The 24,513-nt window shown below is 71.5% G+C and carries 22 protein-coding genes and 1 tRNA gene; 5 read left to right on the top strand and 18 right to left on the bottom strand.

What is annotated here, in order from left to right; translation table 11 throughout:
- The 12 genes from secD to pgsA all read right to left on the bottom strand — a co-directional run bounded on the left by secD (nt 1) and on the right by pgsA (nt 11,135).
- Nucleotides 1-1,764 (bottom strand): protein translocase subunit SecD, encoded by a 1,764-nt coding sequence (secD, locus tag AC068Z_RS23855; RefSeq protein WP_478559005.1) that lies wholly within the window; start codon nt 1,762-1,764, stop codon nt 1-3.
- A gap of 134 nt (nt 1,765-1,898) precedes the next feature.
- Nucleotides 1,899-2,381: a preprotein translocase subunit YajC gene (gene yajC / locus AC068Z_RS23860; RefSeq protein WP_478559008.1), complete on the bottom strand. Its 483-nt coding sequence runs from the start codon at nt 2,379-2,381 to the stop codon at nt 1,899-1,901.
- Between the two features lie 185 nt (nt 2,382-2,566).
- Complete coding sequence (ruvB, locus tag AC068Z_RS23865; RefSeq protein ID WP_478559011.1) at nt 2,567-3,637, bottom strand: Holliday junction branch migration DNA helicase RuvB; 1,071 nt, start codon at nt 3,635-3,637, stop codon at nt 2,567-2,569.
- 21 nt (nt 3,638-3,658) lie between these two features.
- On the bottom strand, nt 3,659-4,264 hold the full coding sequence (gene ruvA / locus AC068Z_RS23870) for a Holliday junction branch migration protein RuvA (protein WP_478559014.1): 606 nt from the start codon (nt 4,262-4,264) through the stop codon (nt 3,659-3,661).
- On the bottom strand, nt 4,261-4,791 hold the full coding sequence (gene ruvC, locus AC068Z_RS23875) for a crossover junction endodeoxyribonuclease RuvC (RefSeq protein WP_478559017.1): 531 nt from the start codon (nt 4,789-4,791) through the stop codon (nt 4,261-4,263). The genes ruvA and ruvC overlap by 4 nt, the downstream gene beginning before the upstream one ends.
- 120 nt (nt 4,792-4,911) lie before the next feature.
- On the bottom strand, nt 4,912-5,664 hold the full coding sequence (locus AC068Z_RS23880; RefSeq protein WP_478559020.1) for a YebC/PmpR family DNA-binding transcriptional regulator: 753 nt from the start codon (nt 5,662-5,664) through the stop codon (nt 4,912-4,914).
- Between the two features lie 49 nt (nt 5,665-5,713).
- On the bottom strand, nt 5,714-6,319 hold the full coding sequence (gene pdxT / locus AC068Z_RS23885) for a pyridoxal 5'-phosphate synthase glutaminase subunit PdxT (protein ID WP_478559023.1): 606 nt from the start codon (nt 6,317-6,319) through the stop codon (nt 5,714-5,716).
- Nucleotides 6,319-7,224 carry a pyridoxal 5'-phosphate synthase lyase subunit PdxS gene (gene pdxS, locus AC068Z_RS23890; protein WP_478559026.1) on the bottom strand — a complete coding sequence of 302 codons (906 nt, stop codon included), beginning with the start codon at nt 7,222-7,224 and terminating at the stop codon, nt 6,319-6,321. The genes pdxT and pdxS overlap by 1 nt, the downstream gene beginning before the upstream one ends.
- 128 nt (nt 7,225-7,352) lie before the next feature.
- On the bottom strand, nt 7,353-7,895 hold the full coding sequence (locus tag AC068Z_RS23895; protein WP_478559029.1) for a LemA family protein: 543 nt from the start codon (nt 7,893-7,895) through the stop codon (nt 7,353-7,355).
- Nucleotides 7,896-8,272: 377 nt separating this feature from the next.
- Nucleotides 8,273-9,439 (bottom strand): glycosyltransferase family 4 protein, encoded by a 1,167-nt coding sequence (locus AC068Z_RS23900; RefSeq protein WP_478559032.1) that lies wholly within the window; start codon nt 9,437-9,439, stop codon nt 8,273-8,275.
- On the bottom strand, nt 9,436-10,368 hold the full coding sequence (locus AC068Z_RS23905; RefSeq protein ID WP_478559035.1) for a phosphatidylinositol mannoside acyltransferase: 933 nt from the start codon (nt 10,366-10,368) through the stop codon (nt 9,436-9,438). The genes AC068Z_RS23900 and AC068Z_RS23905 overlap by 4 nt, the downstream gene beginning before the upstream one ends.
- On the bottom strand, nt 10,365-11,135 hold the full coding sequence (pgsA, locus tag AC068Z_RS23910) for a phosphatidylinositol phosphate synthase (protein ID WP_478559038.1): 771 nt from the start codon (nt 11,133-11,135) through the stop codon (nt 10,365-10,367). Before pgsA ends, AC068Z_RS23905 begins: the two co-directional genes overlap by 4 nt.
- 206 nt (nt 11,136-11,341) lie before the next feature.
- On the opposite strand from pgsA, the gene AC068Z_RS23915 reads away from it, so the two are divergent.
- Together AC068Z_RS23915 and AC068Z_RS23920 are read left to right on the top strand one after the other, a co-directional pair.
- Complete coding sequence (locus AC068Z_RS23915) at nt 11,342-13,540, top strand: elongation factor G-like protein EF-G2 (protein ID WP_478559041.1); 2,199 nt, start codon at nt 11,342-11,344, stop codon at nt 13,538-13,540.
- 222 nt (nt 13,541-13,762) lie between these two features.
- The gene (locus AC068Z_RS23920) at nt 13,763-15,424 is read left to right on the top strand and encodes a hypothetical protein (protein WP_478559044.1); all 1,662 of its coding nucleotides are present in this window, start codon (nt 13,763-13,765) and stop codon (nt 15,422-15,424) included.
- A 3-nt stretch (nt 15,425-15,427) separates the two neighbouring features.
- Here the strand turns inward: AC068Z_RS23920 and AC068Z_RS23925 are convergent, their stop codons facing one another.
- Complete coding sequence (locus AC068Z_RS23925) at nt 15,428-15,976, bottom strand: HIT family protein (RefSeq protein ID WP_478559047.1); 549 nt, start codon at nt 15,974-15,976, stop codon at nt 15,428-15,430.
- A 78-nt stretch (nt 15,977-16,054) separates the two neighbouring features.
- Here AC068Z_RS23925 and AC068Z_RS23930 point away from each other — a divergent pair, with 78 nt between their 5' ends.
- Entirely contained in the window at nt 16,055-16,714 is a 660-nt protein-coding gene (locus tag AC068Z_RS23930; RefSeq protein WP_478559050.1) for a potassium channel family protein, read from the top strand.
- A 27-nt stretch (nt 16,715-16,741) separates the two neighbouring features.
- Here the strand turns inward: AC068Z_RS23930 and thrS are convergent, their stop codons facing one another.
- The 3 genes from thrS to AC068Z_RS23945 form a co-directional block, all read right to left on the bottom strand.
- Nucleotides 16,742-18,718 (bottom strand): threonine--tRNA ligase, encoded by a 1,977-nt coding sequence (thrS, locus tag AC068Z_RS23935; RefSeq protein WP_478559053.1) that lies wholly within the window; start codon nt 18,716-18,718, stop codon nt 16,742-16,744.
- A gap of 91 nt (nt 18,719-18,809) precedes the next feature.
- On the bottom strand, nt 18,810-20,030 hold the full coding sequence (locus AC068Z_RS23940; protein WP_478559056.1) for a hypothetical protein: 1,221 nt from the start codon (nt 20,028-20,030) through the stop codon (nt 18,810-18,812).
- A complete protein-coding gene (locus AC068Z_RS23945) occupies nt 20,027-20,593 on the bottom strand; it encodes a DUF4365 domain-containing protein (protein WP_478559059.1) in 567 nt (188 codons plus the stop codon). The genes AC068Z_RS23940 and AC068Z_RS23945 overlap by 4 nt, the downstream gene beginning before the upstream one ends.
- A 168-nt stretch (nt 20,594-20,761) precedes the next feature.
- On the opposite strand from AC068Z_RS23945, the gene AC068Z_RS23950 reads away from it, so the two are divergent.
- Nucleotides 20,762-21,487 (top strand): exonuclease domain-containing protein, encoded by a 726-nt coding sequence (locus AC068Z_RS23950; protein ID WP_478559062.1) that lies wholly within the window; start codon nt 20,762-20,764, stop codon nt 21,485-21,487.
- A gap of 52 nt (nt 21,488-21,539) precedes the next feature.
- On the opposite strand, the gene AC068Z_RS23955 is transcribed toward AC068Z_RS23950, so the two are convergent.
- Nucleotides 21,540-21,611 (bottom strand) — tRNA-Val (locus tag AC068Z_RS23955).
- 39 nt (nt 21,612-21,650) lie between these two features.
- The gene (locus AC068Z_RS23960) at nt 21,651-22,097 is read right to left on the bottom strand and encodes an SRPBCC family protein (protein WP_478559065.1); all 447 of its coding nucleotides are present in this window, start codon (nt 22,095-22,097) and stop codon (nt 21,651-21,653) included.
- Nucleotides 22,098-22,145: 48 nt separating this feature from the next.
- Between AC068Z_RS23960 and AC068Z_RS23965 the strand changes: the two genes are divergently transcribed.
- Nucleotides 22,146-24,467: an SCO7613 C-terminal domain-containing membrane protein gene (locus tag AC068Z_RS23965; RefSeq protein ID WP_478559068.1), complete on the top strand. Its 2,322-nt coding sequence runs from the start codon at nt 22,146-22,148 to the stop codon at nt 24,465-24,467.
- The last annotated feature ends 46 nt before the right edge of the window (nt 24,468-24,513 follow it).

Consider the following 24,513-nt stretch of genomic DNA (forward strand, 5'->3'; position numbering starts at 1 on the left):
TCACGCCTCCTTCGTCTCGACGGGGGCGGAGGGACGGCGGGTACGGCGCAGCGGCGGCTGCGCCCCGAGGCGCTTGGGGTCGAGACCGGACCAGGGGTGGCCGTTGGCGAAGAACTTCCGGCGGGCCAGAAGCGTCAGCAGAGGCTTGGTGAACAGGAACACCACGACCACGTCGAGCACGGTGGTCAGGCCGAGCGTGAACGCGAAGCCCTGGACCTTGCCGACGGTGACCACGAAGAGCACCGCGGCGGCCAGGAACGACACGAAGTCGGAGACCAGGATGGTGCGCCGGGCGCGCGGCCAGGCCCGCTCAACGGCGGGGCGCAGCGAGCGGCCCTCGCGGATCTCGTCGCGGACGCGTTCGAAGTACACGATGAACGAGTCCGCTGTGATGCCGATGGCGACGATGGCGCCGCAGACGGCCGGCAGGTTCAGCGCGAAGCCGATGGCCGGGCCGAGCAGGGACATGATCACGTAGGTGAGCGCGGCGGAGACCAGCAGCGAGGCGACGGCGATGAGCGACAGACCCCGGTAGTAGACCACCAGGTAGATCACGACCAGGGCAAGGCCGATGGCACCGGCGATCAGACCGGCCTTCAGCTGCTCGCCACCGAGCGCGGCGGTCACCGTGGTGACGCTGTCCTCGCTGAAGGTCAGCGGCAGGGCGCCGTACGACAGCATGTTGGCGAGGGACTGGGCCGACGCCTGGTCGAAGTTGCCGGAGATCTCGGCGTTGCCGCCGGTCAGCGCCTGGCTCACGGACGGGTCGGAGACGACCTCGTTGTCCAGGACGATGGCGAACTGGTTCTGCGGCTGCTGGTTCTGGGCGAGCTTGCCGGTGATGTCACCGAACTTCTTGCGGCCCTCACCGGTGAACTTCATGGTGACGGTCCAGCCCGCGGCGGTCTGCGTGTTGAAGACCGCCTCGGCCTCGTCGACGTCCGTACCGTCGACCTCGGCCGGGCCCAGGATGTACTTCTGCCACTGGCCGCCGGCGTTCTGGCCGCAGGCGACGGTGGAGGCGGAGGGCTTGGCGCCGTCGCCGGCCTTGGCGCGGGCCGTCTTGTCCGTGCAGTCGAGCGCGGCGTACTGCGCCTCGAGCTTGCTGCTGTCGGCGGAGCCGGAGGGGCTGGCGCTGGCCGACGGGGAGGCGCTGGAGCTCGCGCTCGTCGACGGCGTGGGGTCGGCCTTGAGGGCGTCGCTCGCGGCGCGGCCCTGGGTGGTGGCGGTCGCCGACGGCGTACCGGTCGCCGAGGGGGACGAGGAGGAGGTGGCCTTGTCGGTCGCCTTGTCCGTGGCCTTGTCCGTCGCGCTGCCGGAGGGGCTCGCGGACGGGCTGGTCGTCGCGGCGGCGCCGGTGACCTCGGTGGCGATGACCGGGCGGAAGTACAGCTTGGCGGTGGTGCCGACCTGGTCCCGGGCTTCCTTGGAGTTCGTGCCCTTGGGGATGTTGACGATGATGTTCTTGTCGCCCTGGGTCTGGACCTCGGCCTCCGAGACACCAAGACCGTTGACGCGCCGCTCCATGATGTCGACGGCGGTGTCCATGTTGGTCTTGTTGATCGCGGATTCCTGGCCCGGCTCGGCCTCCGCGCGGAGCGTGATGCTCGTACCGCCGGCCAGGTCGATACCGAGACGCGGGGTGGTGTGCCCGGAGAGGAACATTCCCCCGGTGAGCGCCACCATGGCGATCAGGATGAGGACCAGCGAGCGCCCCGGCCTGCTCTGGGCGCTCGCGCTCCGGCCCTTCTTAGGTGCTGCCACCTTCTCGTACTCCCTCTCGGGCCGCCTCTCGCCGGGTCGGCGCCGGCGGCCATGACATGTAGTCGGGATCCCGTCCGAGAGCCACGCGTGCCCGGGGCGCGCGGGTCACGCCCGCGCGCTCCGGGAGGCGGCGGCTACTTCGCGTCGGTGTCGCCGTCGGACTTCTTCGGCTCGCTGTCGGCCTTGGCCTCGGCGGCCGCGACGCCGTCGGCGGGCTCCTCGTCGGCGTCCTTCTTGCCGAGGTCGACGGACTTCTCGTCAGCGGCGGCAGCGTCGTCGGACTCGGTGAGGGAGGAGGCGTCGTCCGGGACGACATCGGCCTTCAGGTCGTGCTCGATGCCATGGACGATGCGGTTGTACTCGTCGTCGGTGAGGACGGCGCCGATGGCGTTCTTTCCGAAGAGCAGTTCCACGCCCGGGCCGGCGTCGAGGAGGACGGTGTCCTCGTTGACCTCCTTGACCGTGGCATACATGCCCCCGATGGTGCGGACGCCGGAACCGGGCTGCATCTGGTTCCGCATGTCGGCCGCCTGCTGCTGCTTCTTCTTGGCCGACCGGGTCATCAGGAACATGGCCCCGATGAGCACGATGAACGGGAGGAGGGTCACGAGACTCACGGGTCGGAACTTCCTTCACACGACCGCGATGGTGAGCGGCCTGATGGTTGGGGGTATGTGTGCCGCCGACAACGGCGGCATCGGCGGAGTCTAAGCGAGTCCGCGCGCAAGGAACAACGCTCAGCATGGCACCCAGGTTCCTGACCCGGCCAATACCGCGCCGTGCGGGCGCCGCTGCGGCGTCCTCACGTCCCGAACAGGTCCCCTTGTCCGTTTCCGGCGGTCTGGGCGCGGGGCGGAGTGAGGCCGAGATGCGCCCATGCGGCGGGCGTGGCCACGCGGCCACGGGGAGTACGGGCCAGTAGTCCCTCCCGGACGAGGAAGGGCTCGGCGACCTCCTCGACGGTCTCGCGCTCCTCCCCCACCGCCACGGCGAGGGTCGACAGGCCGACCGGGCCGCCGGCGAACAGCTTGAGCAGGGCCTGCAGGACCGCCCGGTCCAGGCGGTCCAGGCCGCGGGCGTCGACCTCGTAGACCGCGAGGGCCGCCGAAGCGATGTCCTGGGTGATCAGGCCGTCTGCCTTGACCTGGGCGTAGTCGCGGACGCGGCGCAGCAGGCGGTTGGCGATCCGGGGCGTGCCGCGGGAGCGGCCGGCGATCTCGGCGGCGCCGGCCGGGTCGATCTCGACGTCCAGGAGGCTCGCGGAGCGGTGGACGACGCGCTCCAGCTCGGTGGGCTCGTAGAACTCCATGTGCGCGGTGAAGCCGAAGCGGTCGCGCAGCGGGGGCGGCAGCAGTCCCGCGCGCGTGGTGGCGCCGACCAGCGTGAACGGGGGCAGCTCCAGGGGGATGGCGGTGGCGCCGGGACCCTTGCCGACGATGACGTCGACGCGGAAGTCCTCCATCGCCATGTAGAGCATCTCCTCGGCCGGCCGCGACATGCGGTGGATCTCGTCGAGGAAGAGGACCTCGCCCTCCTGGAGGGAGGAGAGGATCGCGGCGAGGTCGCCGGCGTGCTGGATGGCGGGGCCGCTGGTGATGCGAATGGGGGCGCCCATCTCGGCCGCGATGATCATCGAGAGGGTGGTCTTGCCAAGGCCGGGAGCGCCGGAGAGCAGCACATGGTCGGCGGTGGCGCCCCGCGCGCGGGCGGCGCGCAGCACCAGATCGAGCTGTTCGCGGACCTTCTCCTGACCGATGAACTCGCCCAGGTCCTTGGGGCGCAGCGCCGCCTCCACGGCCTGGTCGTCACGGTCGGCGGACGCACCGACGAGCCGCTCTTCGGCGGCGGGGTCGGTCGTGTCGTCCCAGTTCACGGAAGTTCTCCTCGGTACGGACTAGCGGGCGCGGTTCAGCGTCTGAAGGGCCGCCTTCAGCAGCTGCCCGACCTGCGGCGCACCCTCGGCGGCCTCCGCCTGGGGTGCCACGGCGGACACGGCCTCATCGGCCTCCCGGGTCGCGTACCCGAGGCCGATCAGGGCCGCGTGCAGCTGGTCGCGCCAGCCCTGGGTGACCGGAGCGCCGACGGCGGGGGCGCCGATCGGCTCGCCGAGCCGGTCCTTGAGCTCCAGCAGCAGCTTCTGGGCGCCCTTCTTGCCGATGCCGGGGACGGCGGTGAGCGCCTTCTCGTCGCCGGTCGCGACGGCTCTGCGCAGGGCGTCGGGCGAGTGCACCGCGAGCATCGCCTGGGCCAGGCGGGGCCCGACTCCGCTGGCGGTCTGGAGCAGCTCGAACGTCTGGCGTTCGTCGTCGTCCGCGAATCCGTACAGCGTGAGGCTGTCCTCGCGGACCACGAGCGAGGTGTGCAGCTTGGCGGCCTGGCCCATCCGCAGGGTGGACAGGGTGTTCGGCGTGCACTGAACGGCCATGCCGACCCCGCCGACCTCGACGACCGCGGCGTCCGGGGCGAGTGCGGCCACTGTGCCGCTGACGAAGGCGATCATGTCGTACGGCCTTTCGATGCGTGCAGGGCCACGGCCTGCTGGAGTCGGTTCTGCGCGGGGGCGCGCCAGATGTGGCAGATGGCGAGTGCGAGGGCGTCGGCGGCGTCCGCGGGCTTGGGCGGTGCGGCGAGCCGGAGCAGGCGGGTGACCATGGCGCCGACCTGGGCCTTGTCCGCCCGGCCGCTGCCGGTGACGGCCGCCTTGACCTCGCTGGGGGTGTGCAGGGCGACGGGGATGCCCCGGCGGGCGGCGCAGAGCATGGCGACGGCGCTGGCCTGGGCGGTGCCCATGACCGTACGGACGTTGTGCTGGCTGAACACCCGCTCCACTGCGACGCATTCGGGCCGGTACTCGTCCAGCCACTGTTCGATGCCCTGCTCGACGGCGACCAGGCGCTGTCCCAACTCGGCGTCCGCGGGGGTCCGTACGACGCCGACGCCCAGCATGGTGAGCGGGCGCCCGGCGACTCCTTCGACGACGCCGACACCGCACCGCGTCAGCCCCGGGTCCACCCCCAGTACGCGCACGCCGCGCCCCTCCCTCTCGATCGCCTGTTTGTGCAGGCTATCCGGTGCCACTGACAACGGAGGCGGGCCGGTGGGTGTGTCCCACCGGCCCGCCTGAAACCCGCTCAACTCACGGCAGCGCTACGCGTCGACCTTCTCCATGATCTCGTCGCTGACGTCGAAGTTGGCGAAGACGTTCTGCACGTCGTCGCTGTCCTCGAGCGCGTCGATCAGCTTGAAGATCTTCTTGGCGCCCTCTTCGTCCAGCTCGACCTGGACGGACGGCACGAAGCTGGAGTCGGCGGAGTCGTAGTCGATGCCGGCGTCCTGGAGGGCGGTGCGGACCGCGACCAGGTCGGTGGCCTCGCTGATGACCTCGAAGGTCTCACCGAGGTCGTTGACCTCCTCGGCGCCCGCGTCCAGGACGGCACCCAGGACGTCGTCCTCGGACAGCTCGCCCTTGGGGACGATGATCACGCCCTTGCGGCTGAACATGTACGACACCGAGCCCGGGTCGGCCATGTTGCCGCCGTTGCGGGTCATGGCGACGCGGACGTCGGAGGCGGCGCGGTTGCGGTTGTCGGTGAGGCACTCGATGAGGACCGCGACTCCGTTCGGGCCGTAGCCCTCGTACATGATCGTCTCGTAGTCGGCGCCACCGGCCTCGAGACCGCCGCCCCGCTTGACCGCGGAGTCGATGTTCTTGTTGGGAACCGACTGCTTCTTGGCCTTCTGAATGGCGTCGTAAAGGGTGGGGTTGCCCTCGACGTCGACGCCGCCCATCCGGGCCGCGACCTCGATGTTCTTGATCAGCTTCGCGAAGAGCTTGCCGCGCTTGGCGTCGATCACGGCCTTCTTGTGCTTCGTCGTAGCCCATTTAGAGTGGCCGGACATCTGCCTGTCTCCTTCGCGTAACCCATCCAAACAACGAACGCCAGAGATCCTACAAGGATTCGCCCGTCCGGTTGGCTCGCACCATGTCGACGAAGAGCCCGTGGACGCGGTGGTCGCCGGTCAGCTCCGGGTGGAACGACGTGGCGAGCGCGTTGCCCTGGCGGACCGCGACGATGTGCCCGTCGTGCTCGGCGAGCACTTCGGCCTCGGCGCCGACGGACTCCACCCAGGGGGCGCGGATGAAGACGCCCTCCACAGGATCGCCCGCGATGCCCTTCACGTCGAGTGCGGCCTCGAAGGACTCGTTCTGACGGCCGAAGGCGTTGCGGCGCACGATCATGTCGATGCCGCCGACGGTCTCCTGACCGGAGCGCGGGTCGAGGATCTTGTCCGCGAGCATGATCATGCCGGCGCAGGTGCCGTAGACGGGCATGCCGGCACGCACGCGTGCGCGCAGGGGCTCCATCACGCCGAAGAGAACGGCCAACTTGGAGATCGTGGTGGACTCGCCGCCGGGGATGACCAGGCCGTCCACCTCGGCGAGTTCCTCGGGGCGCCGCACCGCCCTGGCCACGGCGTCGGCCGCGGCCAGGGCGATCAGGTGCTCCCGTACGTCGCCCTGGAGTGCGAGCACTCCGACTACGGGAGTGGTCATCACCAGCCCCGGTTCGCGTAACGCTCGGCCTCGGGGAGCGTGTCGCAGTTGATGCCGACCATGGCCTCGCCGAGGTTGCGGGAGGCGTCGGCGATGATCTTCGGGTCGTCGTAGAAGGTGGTGGCCTTCACGATGGCGGCGGCGCGCTTGGCCGGGTCGCCGGACTTGAAGATGCCGGAGCCGACGAAGACGCCCTCGGCGCCGAGCTGGCGCATCAGCGCGGCGTCGGCGGGGGTGGCGACACCACCGGCGGAGAACAGCACGACCGGGAGCTTGCCCAGCTCGGAGACTTCCTTGACCAGCTCGTACGGGGCGCGCAGCTCCTTGGCGGCGGCGTACAGCTCGTTGTTGTCGAAGCCGCGCAGCTTGGCGATCTCGTTCTTGATCTGGCGCAGGTGACGGACGGCCTCGACGACGTTGCCGGTGCCCGCCTCGCCCTTGGAGCGGATCATCGCGGCGCCCTCGGCGATCCGGCGCAGGGCCTCACCGAGGTTGGTGGCACCGCAGACGAAGGGGGTCGTGAAGGCGAACTTGTCGCTGTGGTTGACCTCGTCGGCCGGGGTGAGGACCTCGGACTCGTCGATGTAGTCGACGCCGAGCGACTGCAGGACCTGGGCCTCGACGAAGTGGCCGATGCGGGACTTGGCCATCACCGGGATGGAGACCGCGTCGATGATGCCCTCGATCATGTCCGGGTCGGACATACGGGCCACGCCGCCGTCCTTGCGGATGTCGGCCGGGACCCGCTCCAGGGCCATGACGGCGACGGCGCCCGCGTCTTCGGCGATCTTCGCCTGCTCCGGCGTGACGACGTCCATGATCACGCCGCCCTTGAGCTGCTCGGCCATGCCGCGCTTCACGCGGGCGGTGCCGGTTGCGGGAGCCTGGTTCTCGGTGATGGACACGGATTGACCTCACATACGTGAAAAGAGGGTTTCTGCAGCACTGAGGAAACGTGAATGGACCAGGCCACAGCAAGGGCCAATGGCAAGCCGGTGGATCCTTTTCCCGTCCGCGGCTGCGTCGGCCCTGGTCAGCCGGCCCGGTCGACCAGGGCCGCCGGGGGCTCGTCGTCCATCTCGAAGGCCATGGGGAAGGGGGCGTGGCCGGCCAGCCGGAACCAGCGGACCTTGCGGTGGCGGCGCAGGGCGCGGGCGGCGCGGACCGCGTCGTTGTGGAAGCGGCGGGCCATCGGCACCCTGCGCACCGCCTCGGTCAGTTCGCGGGCGGCCGACTCTCCGCCGGGCGCCTGGCGGACCTCCTCCACCTGCTGGGACTCGGCGAACACGGCCCGCAGCGCCTGGCTCAGCTCGCTCTCGGCGACCTCCCGATGGTCCTCCTCGGCCTGCCGGGCGGCGTGGGCCGCCTCGTAGAGGACGATGGAGGCGGCCGGGTCGAGCACCGCGGAGGTCGCGAGTTCCTGGGTCACCGAGGCCCGCCGGAGCAGCTGGGCGTCGAGAGCGGCGCGGGTGGCGTCGATGCGGGCGTGCAGCCGGTCCAGACGGCCCGCGGTCCAGCTCAGGTACAGGCCGATCGCGACGAGGGCGACGAGGATCCAGATCAGGGTTGCGGTCACGGGCGGCAAGGTTACCGACGTACCGCCCCGGCCTTACGAGCCCCCACGCGCGCGGGCGTCAGCGCACGACGGGGGCCGTGCGAACGGACCCGTGCGAGCCCCACGCGCGCGTGGCCGGCCAGGCGGGCCGCGCGTGCTCGGTCAGCGGCCCTCGGACGGCCGGCAAGGCGGCCCACACGCGCTCGGCCAGGTCAGCGCCCCGCACGCGGCCGGTCACGCACCCCGCAGGCCGTCAGTCCAGCGACTCACACGCGGCCGGTCACGCACCCCGCAGGCGTCAGTTCAGCGACTCACGCGCGGCCGGTCACGCGCTCCGCACGCGCTCGGTCCAGCCCCCGCACCCGCCCAGTCACGCCCCCGCCCGCGCCCGTACCCCCTCAGTCCCGCGCCAGCCCCAGGCGCGCCCGCAGGCCCGGGCGTTCGTCGTCCGCGGCTGCCACCGCCGTCGTTCCGTCGGTCACCGTCTCGTACACCGACAGGATGTCCGCGCCGACCGTCGACCAGTCGAACCGGCGGACATGGTTGCTCCCGCGCTCCCGCAGCTCCGCGAGCCGCGCCGGGTCCTCCAGGAGCCGTACGGCCGACTCGGCCAGCGCGTCGGCGTCCTCGTTGGCGAACAGCTCGCCCGCCGCGCCCTGGTCCAGCACCTGGGCGAAGGCGTCCAGGTCGGAGGCGAGCACCGGCGCTCCGGCGGACATCGCCTCGACCAGGATGATCCCGAAGCTCTCGCCCCCGGTGTTGGGCGCGACGTACAGGTCGACGCTGCGCAGGAACCGGGCCTTGTCCTCGTCGCTGACCATGCCGAGGAACTCCACGCGCGAGCGCAGCTCCTCCGGCAGGTCCGCCACCGCCTCCTCCGTGTCACCGCGCCCGGCGACCAGCAGCCGGGTCTGCGGCCGGACCGCGAGGATCCGCGGCAGCGCCTTCATCAGGACCGGCAGTCCCTTGCGCGGCTCGTCGATCCGGCCGATGAAGCCGATCGTGTCGCCCTGCCACTCCGCCTTCGGCTCGGCCTTGGCGAAGAAGTCCACGTCGACGCCGTTGGGGATGACCACCGCGTCGCCGCCCAGGTGCTCCACCAGCGTGCGCCGGGCGTACTCGCTCACCGCGATCCGCGCGCTGATCTTCTCCAGGGCGGCCTGGAGGATCGAGTACGCGGCGATCATCGCCTTGGAGCGCGGGTTGGAGGTGTGGAAGGTGGCGACCAGCGGGCCCTGCGCGGCCCAGCAGGCCAGCAGCCCGAGCGACGGCGAGGACGGCTCGTGGATGTGCACCACGTCGAACGCGCCGTCGTGCAGCCAGCGCCGGACGCGGGCGGCCGAGAGGATCCCGAAGTTCAGCCGTGCCACCGAGCCGTTGTACGGCACCGGGACCGCGCGGCCCGCCGAGACGACGTACGGCGGCAGCGGGGTGTCGTCGTCGGCCGGGGCGAGCACGGACACCTCGTGGCCGAGCCGGATGAAGTACTCGGCGAGGTCGCGGATGTGGAACTGGACGCCGCCCGGCACGTCCCAGGAGTACGGGCAGACGATGCCGATTCTCACGACGCGCCCTTCCCGGGGTCCGCGGACGAGCCCTTACCGGGATCCAGATCGGCCACCCACAAGCGCTGCAGCATGTGCCAGTCCTCCGGATGCTCGGCGATCCCCGTGGCGAAGGCGTCGGCCAGCGCCTGTGTCATGACAGACGTCTTCTCGGCCCGGGTACCTGTCTCGGGCACCTCGACCGGGGGATGCACGCGACCCCGCATCACGGGGGAGTCGTCGTACCAGAGCGTCACGGGCAGCAGCAGCGCGCCGGTCTGCTGGGCGAGCAGGGCGGGTCCGGCCGGCATCCTGGCCGTCTCGCCGAAGAACTTGACCTCGACGCCGGACGCGGACAGATCACGGTCGGCGACCAGGCAGACCAGGCCGCCGTCGCGCAGCCTGCGGGCCAGCGTGCCGAAGGCCGAGCCGCCGCTGTGCGGCAGGACCTCCATGCCGAGGCCCTCCCGGTAGGCGACGAACCGGTCGTACAGGGTCTCCGGCTTCAGGCGCTCGGCGACCGTCGTGAACGGCGTCTCCAGCTTGGTGGTGACCCAGGCGCCCGCGAGGTCCCAGTTGCCGAGGTGCGGGAGCGCCAGGACGACGCCCTTGCCGGCGGCCAGGCCCTCGGTCAGGTAGTGCAGGTCCTTGGGGTCGAAACCGTTCTTGACGCGCTCCGCGCTCCACGCGGGGAGCCGGAAGGACTCCATCCAGTAGCGCAGGTACGACCGCATGCCCGCGCGGGAGAGCTCCGCGAGGCGCTCGGGGCTCGCGTCGGGCACCACGCGCGCGTAGTTGCTCTCCAGCCGCAGCACTCCCTTGCCGCGTCGCTTCCAGGCGGCGTCGGCGATGGTACGGCCGAGCCGTACCGCGACCGGTTCGGGGAGCTTCTTGACGGTGCCCCAGCCCAGGCCGTACAGCGCGTCCGTCAGACGCTCCTGGGCGCTCATTTCGCCGCCTCGCTCCCCTGGGGCGCGTTCTCCCGCGCGGCCGCCCCGTCGGCCGTCGCGTCGGCCGCCCCGTCTGCCTCGGCGTCCGCCTCCGCGGACTCCCGGCGCACGGTGACGACGCGCTGGATCAGCGTGACCAGGCTGCCCACGGCCACGATCCACAGCGCGACCGGCAGCAGGTACTGAATGCCGGGTACCCCGAAGTCGTGCAGGCCCGCGAGCCCGGCCGCGACCAGGGAGATCACCAGCCGCTCGGCACGCTCCACCAGGCCGTTCACCGCGACCGGCAGTCCGATCGACTCGCCGCGCGCCTTGGTGTACGACACCACCTGGCCGCTCGCCAGGCAGAAGATCGAGACGGCGCACAGGACGAGGTCGTCGCCGCCACCGGCGTACCAGAGGGCGAAACCGCCGAAGATCGCGCCGTCGGCGACACGGTCGAGCGTGGAGTCCAGGAAGGCGCCCCAGCGGCTGGAGCGGCCCAGCTGCCGGGCCATGTTGCCGTCGACCAGGTCGGAGAACACGAAGAGCGTGATCACGACCGTGCCCCAGAAGAACTCGCCCTGCGGGTAGAACACCAGCGCGCCCGCCATGACGCCGGCGGTGCCGATCAGCGTGACCGCGTCGGGGCTCACGCCCCGCCGGATCAGAAACGCGGCGAACGGTGTGAGGACACGCGTGAAGAATGCACGCGCGTACTTGTTCAGCATGGCCTTCCCGAGGTTCGGTGTGGCCGCGCGGCCCCTGCTGGCCACCGGCTGGCCCATCGTAGCCACGCCCGCGCGCGGGCGGCGGCCGGGCGCCCACTACCGCTGCGGGCGCGACGGGCGCTCGCGATCACGTCCGCCGTATGGACGCACCGTGACGGGAGTGGAAAGCTCGAAGGACCGCGGGCGTCACCGGAGCCGCCACCGCACGCGGATCGGTATGTCCGCGCCCACTGAAGACCTCACCGTGCACGGGAGGCAAGGCCATGGGCGACAAGGCGAACGCACACCCCGGAGCCGCCGGCAGGGCAACAGCGGCCGACCACCCCGCGTCCGTACGGAATGTGGTGCTGGTCGGCCACTCCGGATCGGGCAAGACCACGTTGGTGGAAGCCCTCGCGCTCACCGCGGGGGCAGTGAACCGGGCGGGCCGCGTGGAGGACGGCGGCACGGTCTCGGACTACGACGACATCGAGCACCGGCAGCAACGGTCGGTACAGCTCTCCCTGGTGCCCGTCGAATGGGACGGCATCAAGGTCAATCTTCTGGACACTCCCGGATACGCCGACTTCGTCGGGGAACTCAGGGCCGGTCTGCGGGCGGCGGACGCGGCCCTCTTCGTCGTCTCGGCCTCCGACGGCGTGGACGGCTCGACCCGCATGGTCTGGGAGGAGTGCGCGGCCGTCGGCATGCCGCGCGCCATCGTGATCACACACCTGGAGGCCGCGCGGGCGGACTACGAGGAGATGACGCGGATCTGCGCCGAGGCCTTCGGCGCCGACGACCCCGACGCCGTGCTCCCGCTCTACCTGCCGCTGCACGGCCCGCAGGCCCCGGACGGGCACGCGCCCGTGACCGGTCTCATCGGGCTGCTGTCGCAGAAGCTGTTCGACTACGCCTCCGGTGAGCGCAAGGAGTCCGAGCCGGGCGAGGACCAGCTGCCGCTGATCGAGGAGGCCCGCAACCGGCTCATCGAGGGGATCATCGCCGAGAGCGAGGACGAGACCCTGATGGACCGCTATCTCGGCGGCGAGCGGATCGACGTCAAGACGCTGATCGAGGACCTGGAGCGGGCCGTCGCGCGCGGGGTCTTCTTCCCCGTCCTGGCCGCCGCCCCCGCGGCCGAGGGCGCCCGGCAGGGGCTCGGCACGGTCGAGCTGCTGGAGCTGGTCACCGGCGGCTTCCCGACCCCGCTGGAGCGCGAGGCACCCCGCGTCACGACGATCGACGGCAAGCCCCGTGAGCTGAAGCTGTGCGATCCGGACGGGCCGCTGGTCGCGGAGGTCGTGAAGACGGCGTCCGACCCGTACGTGGGCCGCGTCTCGCTCGTGCGCGTCTTCTCCGGCACCCTGCGCCCCGACGCGACCGTCCACGTCTCCGGCCACGGGCTCACCGACCGCGGGCACGAGGACCACGACGTCGACGAGCGGATCGGGGCGCTGTCCCGGCCGTTCGGCAAGCATCAGCGCGCGCTGACCCACTGCATCGCGGGCGACCTGGCGTGCGTGGCCAAGCTCAACCGCGCGGAGACCGGCGACACGCTCTCCGCGAAGGACGACCCGCTGCTGATGGAGCCCTGGCAGATGCCCGACCCGCTGCTGCCGCTCGCCATCCAGGCGCACAGCAAGGCGGACGAGGACAAGCTCTCCCAGGGCCTGTCCCGGCTGGTCGCCGAGGACCCGACCATGCGCCTGGAGCAGAACCAGGACACCCACCAGGTGGTCCTGTGGTGCCTCGGCGAGGCCCACGCGGACGTCGCCCTGGAACGGCTGCGCAGCCGCTACGGCGTCCAGGTCGACGTCGTGCCGCACCGGGTCTCCCTCCGGGAGACGTTCGCCGGCAAGTCGGCCGGGCGCGGCCGGCACGTGAAGCAGTCCGGCGGGCACGGGCAGTACGCCATCTGCGAGATCGAGGTCGAGCCGCTGCCCGGCGGCTCCGGCATCGAGTTCGTGGACAAGGTGGTCGGCGGAGCGGTGCCGCGCCAGTTCATCCCGTCCGTCGAGAAGGGTGTACGGGCCCAGGCCGCCAAGGGCGTCGCCGCCGGCCATCCGCTGATCGACGTCCGGATCACGCTCCTCGACGGCAAGGCGCACTCGGTGGACTCCTCCGACGCCGCCTTCCAGACGGCGGGCGCGCTGGCGCTGCGGGAGGCCGCGGCCGACGCGAAGATCCATCTGCTGGAGCCGGTCGCCGAGGTGAGCGTGCTGGTCGGCGACGAGTACGTGGGCGCCGTGATGAGCGACCTGTCCGGGCGGCGCGGCCGGGTGCTCGGCACCGAGCAGACCGCCGGCGGGCGCACCCTGGTGCGCGCCGAGGTGCCGGAGATCGAGATCGGCCGGTACGCCGTCGATCTGCGCTCCCTCTCGCACGGCACCGCCCGTTTCAACCGCTCCTACGCCCGGCACGAGCCGATGCCGTCGCAGATCGCCGAAAGGATCCGGGAAGAGACGCGGGATTCCGCGTAGTTGGCACCGGGCACAACCCAGGTGGGGCCCGGCCCGAGGGCCAACGGGCCCCACCCGACAGGCTTTTGTGGAACGCTCCCCTCCGAGTCGGCGGACGGCTTCGGCCGTCCGCCGACGAACTGTCGGTGGCTACGGATACGCTGATGACCTGATCAACAGGTGTGCCGGGTACGGAAGTCGGGAAGGCCGCAGGACGACAGTGGGCGGCGATCGGGGGCGGGAATGACCGTAGGGATTGAGGACGTCTTCGGACCGCAAGTTCCCCTCACGGGCGACGAGGGGCAGACGGCCACCTTCGCCCTCGCCTCCGCGGCCTACCGGGACAACCCGGTCGAGGACATCACCAAGGCCAACAGCGAGTGGCACGAGACGACCGTCAAGGGCGGCCAGAAGTGGGCCGGCGGGCTCTTCCGGCCGAACCTGGGCGAGGCGTTCTCCCGGGCGGTGATCGAGCGCATGCTCGGTACCGGCCGCAAGCCGCTGATCCAGTCCTTCGGGACCGAGCCCCAGGTCGTCGTCGACCACTGCCTGGCCGCCTACCGGCTGCGCCGGGACCGCGACAAGCGGCTGTCCGCCGTCATGATGGTGTGCGGCGTGCTGTTCCTGCCCGGACTGCTGGTCTGGCTGCTGGTGTTCATCCTGCGCACCAACATCGACAAGAACACCAACAAGAGGGCCTCCGCCCTCGCCACGGCCCTGCTCGTGGCCGTCGGGGCGCTCGCGGTCCTCTTCCTGATCCGGATGCCGTTCGGCGGATTCTGGGGCTGGTACGCACGCGCGTGCGTGGTCGCTCCCGTCCTCGGCTGGTTCTGGGCCAAGCAGATCTGCGAGCGCTCGACGAGGGACCTGCGCGCCCGCTGGGACGGCCTGCTCGCGGGCAGCAGCGTCGGCGCCCAGGTGCCCGAGGCGGTGCCGAGCAGCCCCAGCGAGGCCCGGGCCGAGCAGCTGCGCCAGTCACTGGCCAAGCTCAACCGCGAGCAGCACTCCAACGCCGTCTTCTACGCCGGGCCCAAGGGCATCCTCGGCATGGGCACCCGCTGGGGCAGCTGGCAGCTCGCCGAGGACCTCACGCCCGCCGACCCCGCCCGCGAGATCAACCCCTTCCGCAGCTGGGACGTCATCCGCGCGATCCACGACCGGCTGCGCATGCTGGAGCGGAACACGATCAACACCGGCGGCTTCCCCAAGGCGTCGGTACGGCACTGGATCGTCACGCCGATCGGGGAGAACGCCAAGGGGGTCGCCCGCACCGAGCAGTCGGCGGACGTGGAGGCGTTCCAGCACAAGCCGCACTCCATACAGGAGATCTGCAACAAGCAGCAGTTCGGCAGCGGTGACCGGCACTACCTCGGCGTGCAGTGGACGCTGTGGGACGGCCAGTTGATCCTCACCATGATGATCACCGTGACCGTGCTGCACGAGACCCTGCGCATCGAGGTGACGGGACACGCGCTGGGCCCGGTCAACCCCCTGTTCATGGGGAAGCCCGAGGACCCGACGAAGGAGGTCGCGAAGTCCTTCAAGCCGTGGGAGAGCCGCACGGTGAAGCTCCCGCTGGTCCCCACCAACGAGGTCGTACGGCTCGCCGTGCGCGCGCCGCTGTCCTGGTACCCGCCGCTGCTCAACTGGCTGGGCGGGACGATAGGCCTGCCCGAGCCGTTCGGCCTGCGGCACGTCTGGGCGGACAAGCCGTGGCGCCACCGCTTCATGGCCGACGACGCGATGCGCGCCGCGACGCCCGTGCTGCGCGTGGTGCACGCGGCGGCGATCCGGGTCCTCGAGGACAACGGCGTCGACACGGAGAAGTTCGGCAACCGGTCGGCGTTCCTCAGCGGCGCGGTCCAGGACCCGTCCCCGAGGAAGGCCGACCTCTACGATGCGTGAGGCCTAGGCGGTCGGCCAGGCCTCCGCCAGCATCTTGCGGGTGTCCGCCAGCAGCTGCGGCAGCACCTTCGTGTGGCCGACCACCGGCATGAAGTTCGTGTCGCCTCCCCAGCGCGGCACGATGTGCTGGTGGAGGTGGGCCGCGATACCGGCCCCGGCGACCGTGCCCTGGTTCATGCCGATGTTGAAGCCGTGCGCCCCGGAAGCGGTGCGCAGAGCCGTCATCGCCTGCTTGGTCAAAGCGGCCAGCTCGATCGTCTCGGCCTCGGTGAGGTCGGTGTAGTCCGCGACGTGCCGGTAGGGCACGACCATCAGGTGGCCGCCGTTGTAGGGGTACAGGTTCAGCACGGCGTAGACCTGCTCACCGCGCCGGACGACGAGCCCGTCCTCGTCGGACTTGGCCGGGATCGAGCAGAAGGGACAGCCGTCGTCGGCCCCGGGGCCGGTCGGCTTGTTCTCGCCCTGGATGTAGGCCATCCGATGAGGTGTCCACAGGCGCTGGAACGCGTCCTGCGTCCCCACTCCCCACTGCTGCTCCGGCTCACTCGTCATGCGTGCAGCATATGGCTTCGTCCTTTCACGGCGTGTCGCCGGGGCGACGGGAGGGCCGCCACCGGCCAAGCTGGGCCGGTGGACGAAGACAGCCCTTACCGGCGCTGGGAGCAGCGCACCGAGATCCCGCTGTTCCTGGCGTCACTGCTCTTCCTCGCCGCCTACGCCGCCCGCGTTCTCGCCGTGAGCATGCCGTCCGGCTGGAAGGACGTGTGCGGGTACACGATGGCCGCGCTCTGGGTGCTGTTCGCCGTGGACTACGTGGTGCGCTGGCGACTGCTCGGGGGGCGCCTGCTGCGCTTCGCCCGGTCCCACTTCCTGCACACGGTCGTGGTCGTCCTGCCGCTCCTGCGGCCGCTGCGGATCGTGCCGCTCTACGACGTCATCCAGCGCCGGCAGGGGGAGCCCCGGCTTCCGCTGCACGCGCGGGTGATCGCCTACGCGAGTCTGGCGACCCTGTTGCTCGGCTTCGCCGGCTCGCTCGCGGTCTACCAGGCGGAACGCGGGGCGCCGGGAGCCGACATGCGGACCTTCGGGGACGCGCTGTGGTGGGCGGCAGCGACCCTCAGCACGGTCGGCTACGGCGATGTCACCCCGGTGACCGCGGCCGGCCGGACGATCGCGATCGGGATGATGGCCGGCGGCCTCGCCCTGCTCGGCGCGGTCACGGGATCATTTTCCTCGTGGCTCCTGCAGGTCTTCTCCCGTGAGAGCGACAACAGGCCCCCGGAGAAGTGAGTCTCTCCGGGGGCCTCAGTCGTGGGATCAGACCTGCGTCCGCTCCTCGACGACCTGCGCGATCTTGGCGATGGCGTCGTCGAACGGGATGCCGTTCTCCTGCGAGCCGTCGCGGTAGCGGAAGGAGACGGCGTTGTTGGCCATGTCCTCGTCGCCCGCGATGACCATGAAGGGCACCTTCTGCTTCTGGGCGTTGCGGATCTTCTTCTGCATCCGGTCGGAGGAGGAGTCCACCTCGACCCGCAGGCCCTTCTTCTTGGCGGCCGCGGCGAACTTGGCCAGGTAGTCCACGTGCGCGTCACCGATCGGGATGCCGATCGCCTGCACGGGCGCCAGCCACGCCGGGAAGGCGCCCGCGTAGTGCTCCAGCAGCACCGCGAAGAACCGCTCGATCGAGCCGAACAGAGCCCGGTGGATCATGACCGGACGCTGCTTGGCGCCGTCCGCGCCGGTGTACTCCAGGTCGAAGCGCTCCGGCAGGTTGAAGTCGAGCTGGATCGTCGACATCTGCCAGGTACGGCCGATGGCGTCCTTGGTCTGGACGGAGATCTTCGGACCGTAGAAGGCGGCGCCGCCCGGGTCCGGGACGAGCGGCAGGCCCTGCTTCTCGGCGACCTGGCGCAGGGTCTCGGTCGCCTCCTCCCAGACCTCGTCGGAGCCGACGAACTTCTCCGGGTCCTTGGTGGACAGCTCCAGGTAGAAGTCGGTCAGGCCGTAGTCGCGCAGCAGGCCGAGGACGAAGGTGAGCGTCTTGTCGAGCTCCTCCGACATCTGCTCACGGGTGCAGTAGATGTGCGCGTCGTCCTGCGTGAAGCCCCGCGCGCGGGTCAGGCCGTGCACGACGCCGGACTTCTCGTACCGGTACACGGTCCCGAACTCGAAGAGGCGCAGCGGCAGTTCGCGGTAGGACCGGCCGCGCGCGTCGAAGATCAGGTTGTGCATCGGGCAGTTCATGGGCTTGAGGTAGTAGTCCACGCCCTCGTCGAGCTGCATGGGCGGGTACATGCCCTCGGCGTACCAGTCCAGGTGCCCGGACGTCTCGAAGAGCTTCCCCTTCGTCGCGTGCGGGGTGTAGACGAACTCGTAGCCCTCCTCCTCGTGCCGGCGGCGCGAGTAGTCCTCCATCACCCGGCGGACGATGCCGCCCTTGGGGTGGAAGACGGCGAGGCCGGAGCCGATCTGCTCCGGGATGGAGAACAGGTCGAGCTCGTTGCCCAGCTTGCGGTGGTCGCGCTTCTCGGCCTCGGCGAGGAAGTCCAGGTAGCCCTTCAGCTCGTCCTTGGACGGCCAGGCGGTGCCGTAGATGCGCTGGAGCATCGGGTTCTTCTCGCTGCCGCGCCAGTAGGCGGCCGCGTTGCGCATCAGCTTGAACGCCGGGATCGCGCGGGTCGACGGCAGGTGGGGACCGCGGCACAGGTCCTTCCAGCACAGCTCGCCGGTCTTGGCGTCCAGGTTGTCGTAGATCGTCAGCTCGCCGGCGCCGACCTCGACGTCCGCGCCGTCGTCCGAGGAGGCGGAGCCCTTGAGGCCGATCAGCTCCAGCTTGTACGGCTCGTCCGCCAGCTCCTCGCGAGCCGCCTCGTCCGTCACCACGCGGCGGGCGAACTTCTGCCCGCGCTTCTGGATCTCCTGCATCTTCTTCTCGATGGCCTTGAGATCCTCGGGCGTGAACGGCTTCTCGACGTCGAAGTCGTAGTAGAAGCCGTCCTTGACCGGCGGGCCGATACCCAGCTTGGCCTCGGGGAACAGCTCCTGCACGGCCTGCGCCATGACGTGCGCGGTGGAGTGGCGCAGGATGTTCAGGCCGTCCTCGGAGGAGATCTCGACGCCCTCGACCTCCTCGCCGTCGGCCGGGACGTACGACAGGTCCCTGAGCTCACTGCCCACCCGCGCGGCGATGATCGAGCGCTCGCCTGCGAAGAGCTCGGCGGCCGTTGTCCCCGTCGTCACCACGCGCTCTTCCCGCTCGGAATCGCGTTGGATGATCACACGGACGTCTGACACCGGTCTCTCCTGACTGCAGGTGGGGTGCGGCGCCATACCGGGAGCGCGCGCAATAAGCGATCGTACCGACCCTCACCCGCCCAGGGCGAAATCAGTCCCCTCCGCAGGCCTCCTCGAAGAAGTCCAGATTCTCCTGGAGCGACTTCATCAGCCGGTCCCGCTCGGCCTCGTCCACCTGCACGGGGGCGACGCCCGTGACGCCCGTGAGCTTGCGGAAGCCGCCCCGGCTCTCCAGCCGCCCGAACACCCGCACCGGCAGGCCGACCAGATGGGCGTGGCCCGCGATGCGGTAGGACTCCTCGTCGAGGGCGAGCCGGACGTGCGGGATCTCCGCGCCGGCCAGCACCCGCAGTCGTACCGTGCCCTCCCCGCGCGGGCCCGAGCGGCGCATCCGGACCACCGCGCCGGTGATGCGCACCGACACGGACGGCTCCTCGCGCAGATAGCGGGCCCCGGCCTCGCGCAGCACCGACAGATCGCCCGGCGAGAACTCCACCGCCTCGGCGCCGGCCGCGCAGTCCTCGGGCACCCCGGCGGCGGGCGCCCACTCCACGGCGACGCGGGCGCCCTCGGTACCCCGGACCAGGGCGATCAGCGCCTCGGTGAGCTCTCGGCTGACGCCCGCCTCGACGGCGCCGTCGAAGGCGTCCATGCCGCCGGTGGCCCGCTGGTAGTCGATGGCCTCGCGGGTGGCGTACAGCGCCTGGTACAGGCGTACGGCGAGCGGCCTGCCGGTGCCGACCGGCACGAAGGCGGTCAGCCGGCGGCCACCGGCCGGGGAGCCGACCAGGACGTTCTCCAGCATCGCGGCGGCGGGGCGGCGGTGCCGGGCACCGTAGTAGCCGGCCCGCGCGCGGGTGGCGAGGGCGGCGGCGAGGAGCGTCTGGCGGGCGGAGGCGCGCAGTTGCTCCTCCACGGTCCACGAGGTGGTGCCCGCCGGCCCGGTCGGGACATCCCGCCACCAGCGGATCTCGTCGCTGGGCACGGCGAGGGAGACCAGCACCTCGCGCGCGGAGGGAGTGCCGCTGCGGGACAGGGCGACCAGCGCCTCGCCGAGCAGGTCCTCGCTGTCGGGGAAGGCGCGGTTCTCCGGGACGAGCAGGCTCGTACCGCCGCCTCCGGGGCCCGGCGGGGTCCAGCGGCCGTAGCGCCCGGCGGCGCCGCCGCGTCGCTGCCAGCCGTGCCGGCGCAGCAGGGCGCTGAGCACGGCGGGGTCGACCTGGCCGGGCTCGGGCGGCCGGTGCCAGACGGCGGCGTCGACGGGGTGCGGCCGGACCGGCCGCAGCGGCTCCTCGAGCGGGCGGTGCGTCATGGTCTGCCTCCCGTCCCGACCCGCGTCATGATCTCGCACAGCGCACGGTCGTCGAAGATGCGTGAGATCGGGATCCGCACCGTGGTCCGGGTGCGGCCGGTGATCGGATGCCCCGCCAGGTTGACCCAGTAGCAGCAGTGCCTGAGGTCGAGCCGGTCGTGGCTGGCGCGCAGCCAGTCGTCCTGCGAGCGCGGGACGAGCATCACGACGAGGATCTTGTGCACGGAGACCGGGGTGCGGGCGAGCTTGCGCAGATGGTCGTTGTCCAGCGTGAAGGAGAAGGTGCGGCCCGGCGGGTTGGGCGGGACCTGGTAGGTGGCCTTGAGCTGCACCTTGATGGTGACCTCGTCGTCGACCGTGTGCCCGGGCGCGCTGTGGCTGACGTGCCAGTCGATGCCGTTGTCCGGGAACGGCTGCGACAGCGAGCAGCCGGCCGCAGCCGCGACGGCGTGCAGATAGCCCACCTGCAGTGTCTCCATGCAGGCGGTGGTGGCGAGTGTGCCGCGATGGGGGCCCGTGCGTTCGGGCAGCAGCCCGCCCCGCTCGGGCTGCGCTATCGCCATGACCAACAGCCTTCCCCGCAAGGTGAATCCCCGTCGCGGGCCGCTGAACTGCAAAGACCCGCACTCCTGTTGTGTCCTTCCGGCGTACGGCGCAAACAGCCCGGGTATCACCAAACAGGCAGAAGACGGTGCGTCAGCTGCCGTGGGTGAACGAGGGGTTGTGCAGATATGGCGAGCTGGTATGAGGGCCCGCTGGCGGCATTCGACACGGAGACGACCGGCGTGGACGTCGAGACCGACCGGATCGTCTCGGCGGCCGTCGTGATTCAGGACGCCCCCGGGACCCGGCCGCGGGTCACCCGGTGGCTGGTGAACCCGGGCGTGCCGGTGCCGGAGTCGGCGACGGCGGTGCACGGACTGACGGAGGAGCATCTGCAGCGCAACGGCCGCTGGCCGGCGCCTGTGATGCACGAGATAGCCGAGGAACTGGGCGAACAGGCCGCCGCGGGCCGCCCGCTGGTGGTGATGAACGCGCCGTTCGACCTGACAATGCTCGATCGTGAGCTGCGCCGCCATCGGGCGTCGTCCCTGGACCACTGGTTCGAGACGGCCCCGCTGCTGGTGCTCGATCCGAGGGTCCTGGACAAGCATCTGGACCGCTACCGCAAGGGCCGGCGCACCCTGACCGATCTGTGCGCGCACTACGGCGTCACGCTGGACGGCGCCCATGACGCGGGCGCGGACGCGCTGGCCGCGCTGGATGTCGTACGGGCGGTGGGGCGCCGGTTCGCGGCCCGGCTCGAACGCCTCTCCCCCGCCGAACTGCACACGCTCCAGGCGGTGTGGCACGCGGCGCAGGCCCGGGGTCTGCAGGCCTGGTTCGCGCGCAGCGGCAGCGAGGAGGCGGTGGACCCGGCGTGGCCGCTGCGTCCGGATCTTCCGGCGGCGGCATGAGGCACGGCATGAAGAAGGCCGGTCCGCACTGCTGCGGACCGGCCTTACCCGGTGGGCGATACTGGGTTCGAACCAGTGACCTCTTCGGTGTGAACGAAGCGCTCTCCCACTGAGCTAATCGCCCGGGAACGGACTGAACAATACAGGCCCTCGCGGGTTTCCTTCAAACCGCTTCCAAGTGCGCGGTCAGTCCCCGCCGCCCGTCCCGCATCATCAGCCGGTGGTTGCCGCGGAAGACCGGCCGCCCGGGAACGGCGAAGCGCCGGAGCAGCGGCTTGTTGACGCGGACCTCCTGGTCGTAGCGGGCGAGGCTGCCCCTGCCGGCCGGGGTGATCGTCCAGCGCGCCCAGCCGTCCATGTCACCGGACATGGCGATCTCCAGCACCCCGGCCACCGGGTCGCGCCGCACCTCCCGCGCGGTGAAGGTCATGTCGTACGGCAGCAGCGAGCGGATGCGGATCACCGCGCTGACGTCGTCGAGCCGGTTCACCTCCCGCACCTGGGGCCACCAGAGCGGGTACTCCTCGGCGCGCTCCAGGGCGTCGTAGACCACGTCGGGCGACGCGGGCAGGGTCCACAGGCTGCGGAAACGGTAATGGGACCAGTCCATGGGCCGAGTGTGGCACCGGATCTGAGTACGTACTGAGTACCCGCACTCATGTCGTACGGCGTGACCCGGACCACACTCCGATGCATGACGCACATTCCGTCCCCCGCCGAGGAGTTGCGGCTCCTAGACGCCGAGTTGCGGCAACTGGACGCCCGCAGGTCCCAGTTGCTCGCCCGCCGCGGCTGGCTGATGGCCGCTCTGGACGTGGCCCGCCCCGCGCCGGTCGTCGCTCCCCGGCGCCCCGAGGCCTCTCCTCCGCGCGTGCAGAACGTCCTGCTGGTGCTCGGCGGCGCCCTGCTCACCATCGCCGCGATCGCGTTCACGCTGGTCGGCTGGGGACACCTGGGCATCGTGGGCCGCTCCGCGGTGCTGGGCGCGATCACGCTGGCGACGCTCGCGGCGCCGCTCACGCTCCTGACGCGCGGCCTGCGCTCGACGGCGGAGACGGTGGCGGGGCTCGGCCTGGCGCTGACGGTGCTGGACGCCTACGCGCTGCACGAGGTCGCGCTGGGCGGGGTGGACGGCCTCGGTTACACGGCGGTCGCGGCGGCGGTGCTGACCGTCATGTGGACGGCGTACGGCCTGCTGCCGAGGACGGCCGAGCTGCGCCTGCCGATGCCCGCCGCACTGATGGCGGCCCAACTCCCGCTGCCGCTCTGGGCGCTGGCCACCGGCGCCGGGTGGTACGGCATCGCCACCGCCCTGCTGCTCACGGCCGGTCTCGACACGGCTGTGGCGCTCCGGGCGTCCGCCCGTGCCGTACGGATCACCGCGGTCGTCGGCGCGTACGGCATGGGCGCCGGGGGCGTACTGACGGCCGGGGGTCTGTCCTGGACGGCCACCGGTCCGAGCGCCGCCGCCCGTGCGGCGGCGCTCCTCCTCCTGGCGGCGGCGATCGCGCTGACGGCGGCCTGGCGTACCGCGACGTGGGCCGCCCCCATCGGCGGGCTGCTGCTGGTCGCGGCGCTGGGCGGTGTCCCGCGCGTGGTGCTGCCGGAGCCATGGACGGTCCCGGCGTATCTGCTGTTCGCCATCGCCCTGTTGGCGACGCTCCGCGTCTCCCGTGTCCCGGAACCGGTCCGGCAGGGCCTGGCCCAGGCCTCCGCCGCCGTCCAGGCCCTGGCCCTGCTGTGGGCGGCGCAGATCGTGGCCGTCACCCTCTTCGGCCCGCTCGCCTGGATCCTCCACCCGTGGTCGGGCGCCCCCTCGGACAGCCGGGCCGCGGTGACGGCCGAGGTGCCCTGGCCTCCGGCGGCGCAGACGGCTCCGCTCGTGCTGGCCGCCGTGGCCGCGGTGCTGGCCCGCACCGCCCGCCCCGGGGCGAGGCCGGCGGCGCTGGTCCTGGCGTGGGCGACGGTTCTGGTGCTCCCGCCGGTGCTGGAACTGCCGTACGAGGTGGGTCTGTTGACGGCGGTGGCGGTGGCCGCGCTGACCGTGACCTCGATGCCGGTGTTGGCGCTGCTCGCCTCCGCCCACGCGGCGCTCCTCGCCCTGGCCGCGCAGTCGGCGACCCTGACCGTGCTGACGGCACTGACGCTCCTCTTCGCGGTGGCCTCCCGGCGCCGGGCCCTTACGGGCGCCCCGGCCGCTCTCGCCCACGCCACCGCCCTGGCCTGCGCGATCGGCGCGGCGGCGGACTGGGCACCGCAGCACACGGCTCTGCTCGTGCTGACGGTGCCGGTCGCCGCTGTCCTGCTCGCCGCACGCCTCGACTCCGGGGCCAGGCTCCCGGTCGAGATCACCGGCGCCTTGGCGGGACTGCTCGCCATCGGCCTGACCCTCACCGATCCGCCCATGCTGGCCCTGGTCCTGGCCCTGTCCGGCGTGATCACCGCGGGAGCGGCGATCCGACCGGACCGCCGCCCCGTCGCCTACGCCTCCGCCGCCCTCTTCGTCCTGGCCACCTGGGTCCGCCTGGCCGCCTGGGAGATCGGCACGCCCGAGGCCTACACGCTCCCGGTGACGATCCCGGCCCTGCTGGTCGGAGCCCTGCGCAGGCGCCGGGATCCGGGGACCTCGTCCTGGTCGGCGTACGGAGCGGGCCTGGCCGCGACCCTGCTGCCGAGCCTGGCCGCGGCCTGGGCCGACCCGCACTGGACGCGCCCGCTCCTGCTGGGCCTGGCGGCCCTGTCCCTCACCCTGCTGGGCGGCGGCCACCAGCTCCAGGCGCCGCTGCTGCTCGGCGGCGGGGTGCTGGTCCTGGACGCCCTGCACGAACTGGCCCCGTACATCGTCCAGGTGACTGACGCCCTCCCCCGCTGGGCGCTGCCCGCACTCGCCGGTCTCCTGCTGCTCCTGTTGGGGGCGACGTATGAGCAGCGCATCCGGGATGTCCGACGAGTGCGGGACGCTCTGGGGAGGATGAACTAGAAGCTGCAGTTCACGAACTCCCCAAGGGGCGCGGGGAACCGCGCGA

Source organism: Streptomyces sp. NPDC043726 (assembly GCF_056436565.1).

Excerpts from the sequence above, each read along its gene's own strand:
- ruvA (WP_478559014.1), bottom strand. The coding sequence starts at position 4,264 with ATGATCGCCTTCGTCAGCGGCACAGTGGCCGCACTCGCCCCGGACGCC.
- AC068Z_RS23880 (WP_478559020.1), bottom strand. The coding sequence starts at position 5,664 with ATGTCCGGCCACTCTAAATGGGCTACGACGAAGCACAAGAAGGCCGTG.
- pdxT (WP_478559023.1), bottom strand. The coding sequence starts at position 6,319 with ATGACCACTCCCGTAGTCGGAGTGCTCGCACTCCAGGGCGACGTACGG.
- AC068Z_RS23905 (WP_478559035.1), bottom strand. The coding sequence starts at position 10,368 with ATGAGCGCCCAGGAGCGTCTGACGGACGCGCTGTACGGCCTGGGCTGG.
- pgsA (WP_478559038.1), bottom strand. The coding sequence starts at position 11,135 with ATGGGCCAGCCGGTGGCCAGCAGGGGCCGCGCGGCCACACCGAACCTC.
- AC068Z_RS23915 (WP_478559041.1), top strand. The coding sequence starts at position 11,342 with ATGGGCGACAAGGCGAACGCACACCCCGGAGCCGCCGGCAGGGCAACA.
- AC068Z_RS23920 (WP_478559044.1), top strand. The coding sequence starts at position 13,763 with ATGACCGTAGGGATTGAGGACGTCTTCGGACCGCAAGTTCCCCTCACG.
- AC068Z_RS23925 (WP_478559047.1), bottom strand. The coding sequence starts at position 15,976 with ATGACGAGTGAGCCGGAGCAGCAGTGGGGAGTGGGGACGCAGGACGCG.
- AC068Z_RS23940 (WP_478559056.1), bottom strand. The coding sequence starts at position 20,030 with ATGACGCACCGCCCGCTCGAGGAGCCGCTGCGGCCGGTCCGGCCGCAC.
- AC068Z_RS23945 (WP_478559059.1), bottom strand. The coding sequence starts at position 20,593 with ATGGCGATAGCGCAGCCCGAGCGGGGCGGGCTGCTGCCCGAACGCACG.
- AC068Z_RS23950 (WP_478559062.1), top strand. The coding sequence starts at position 20,762 with ATGGCGAGCTGGTATGAGGGCCCGCTGGCGGCATTCGACACGGAGACG.
- AC068Z_RS23960 (WP_478559065.1), bottom strand. The coding sequence starts at position 22,097 with ATGGACTGGTCCCATTACCGTTTCCGCAGCCTGTGGACCCTGCCCGCG.
- AC068Z_RS23965 (WP_478559068.1), top strand. The coding sequence starts at position 22,146 with ATGTCGTACGGCGTGACCCGGACCACACTCCGATGCATGACGCACATT.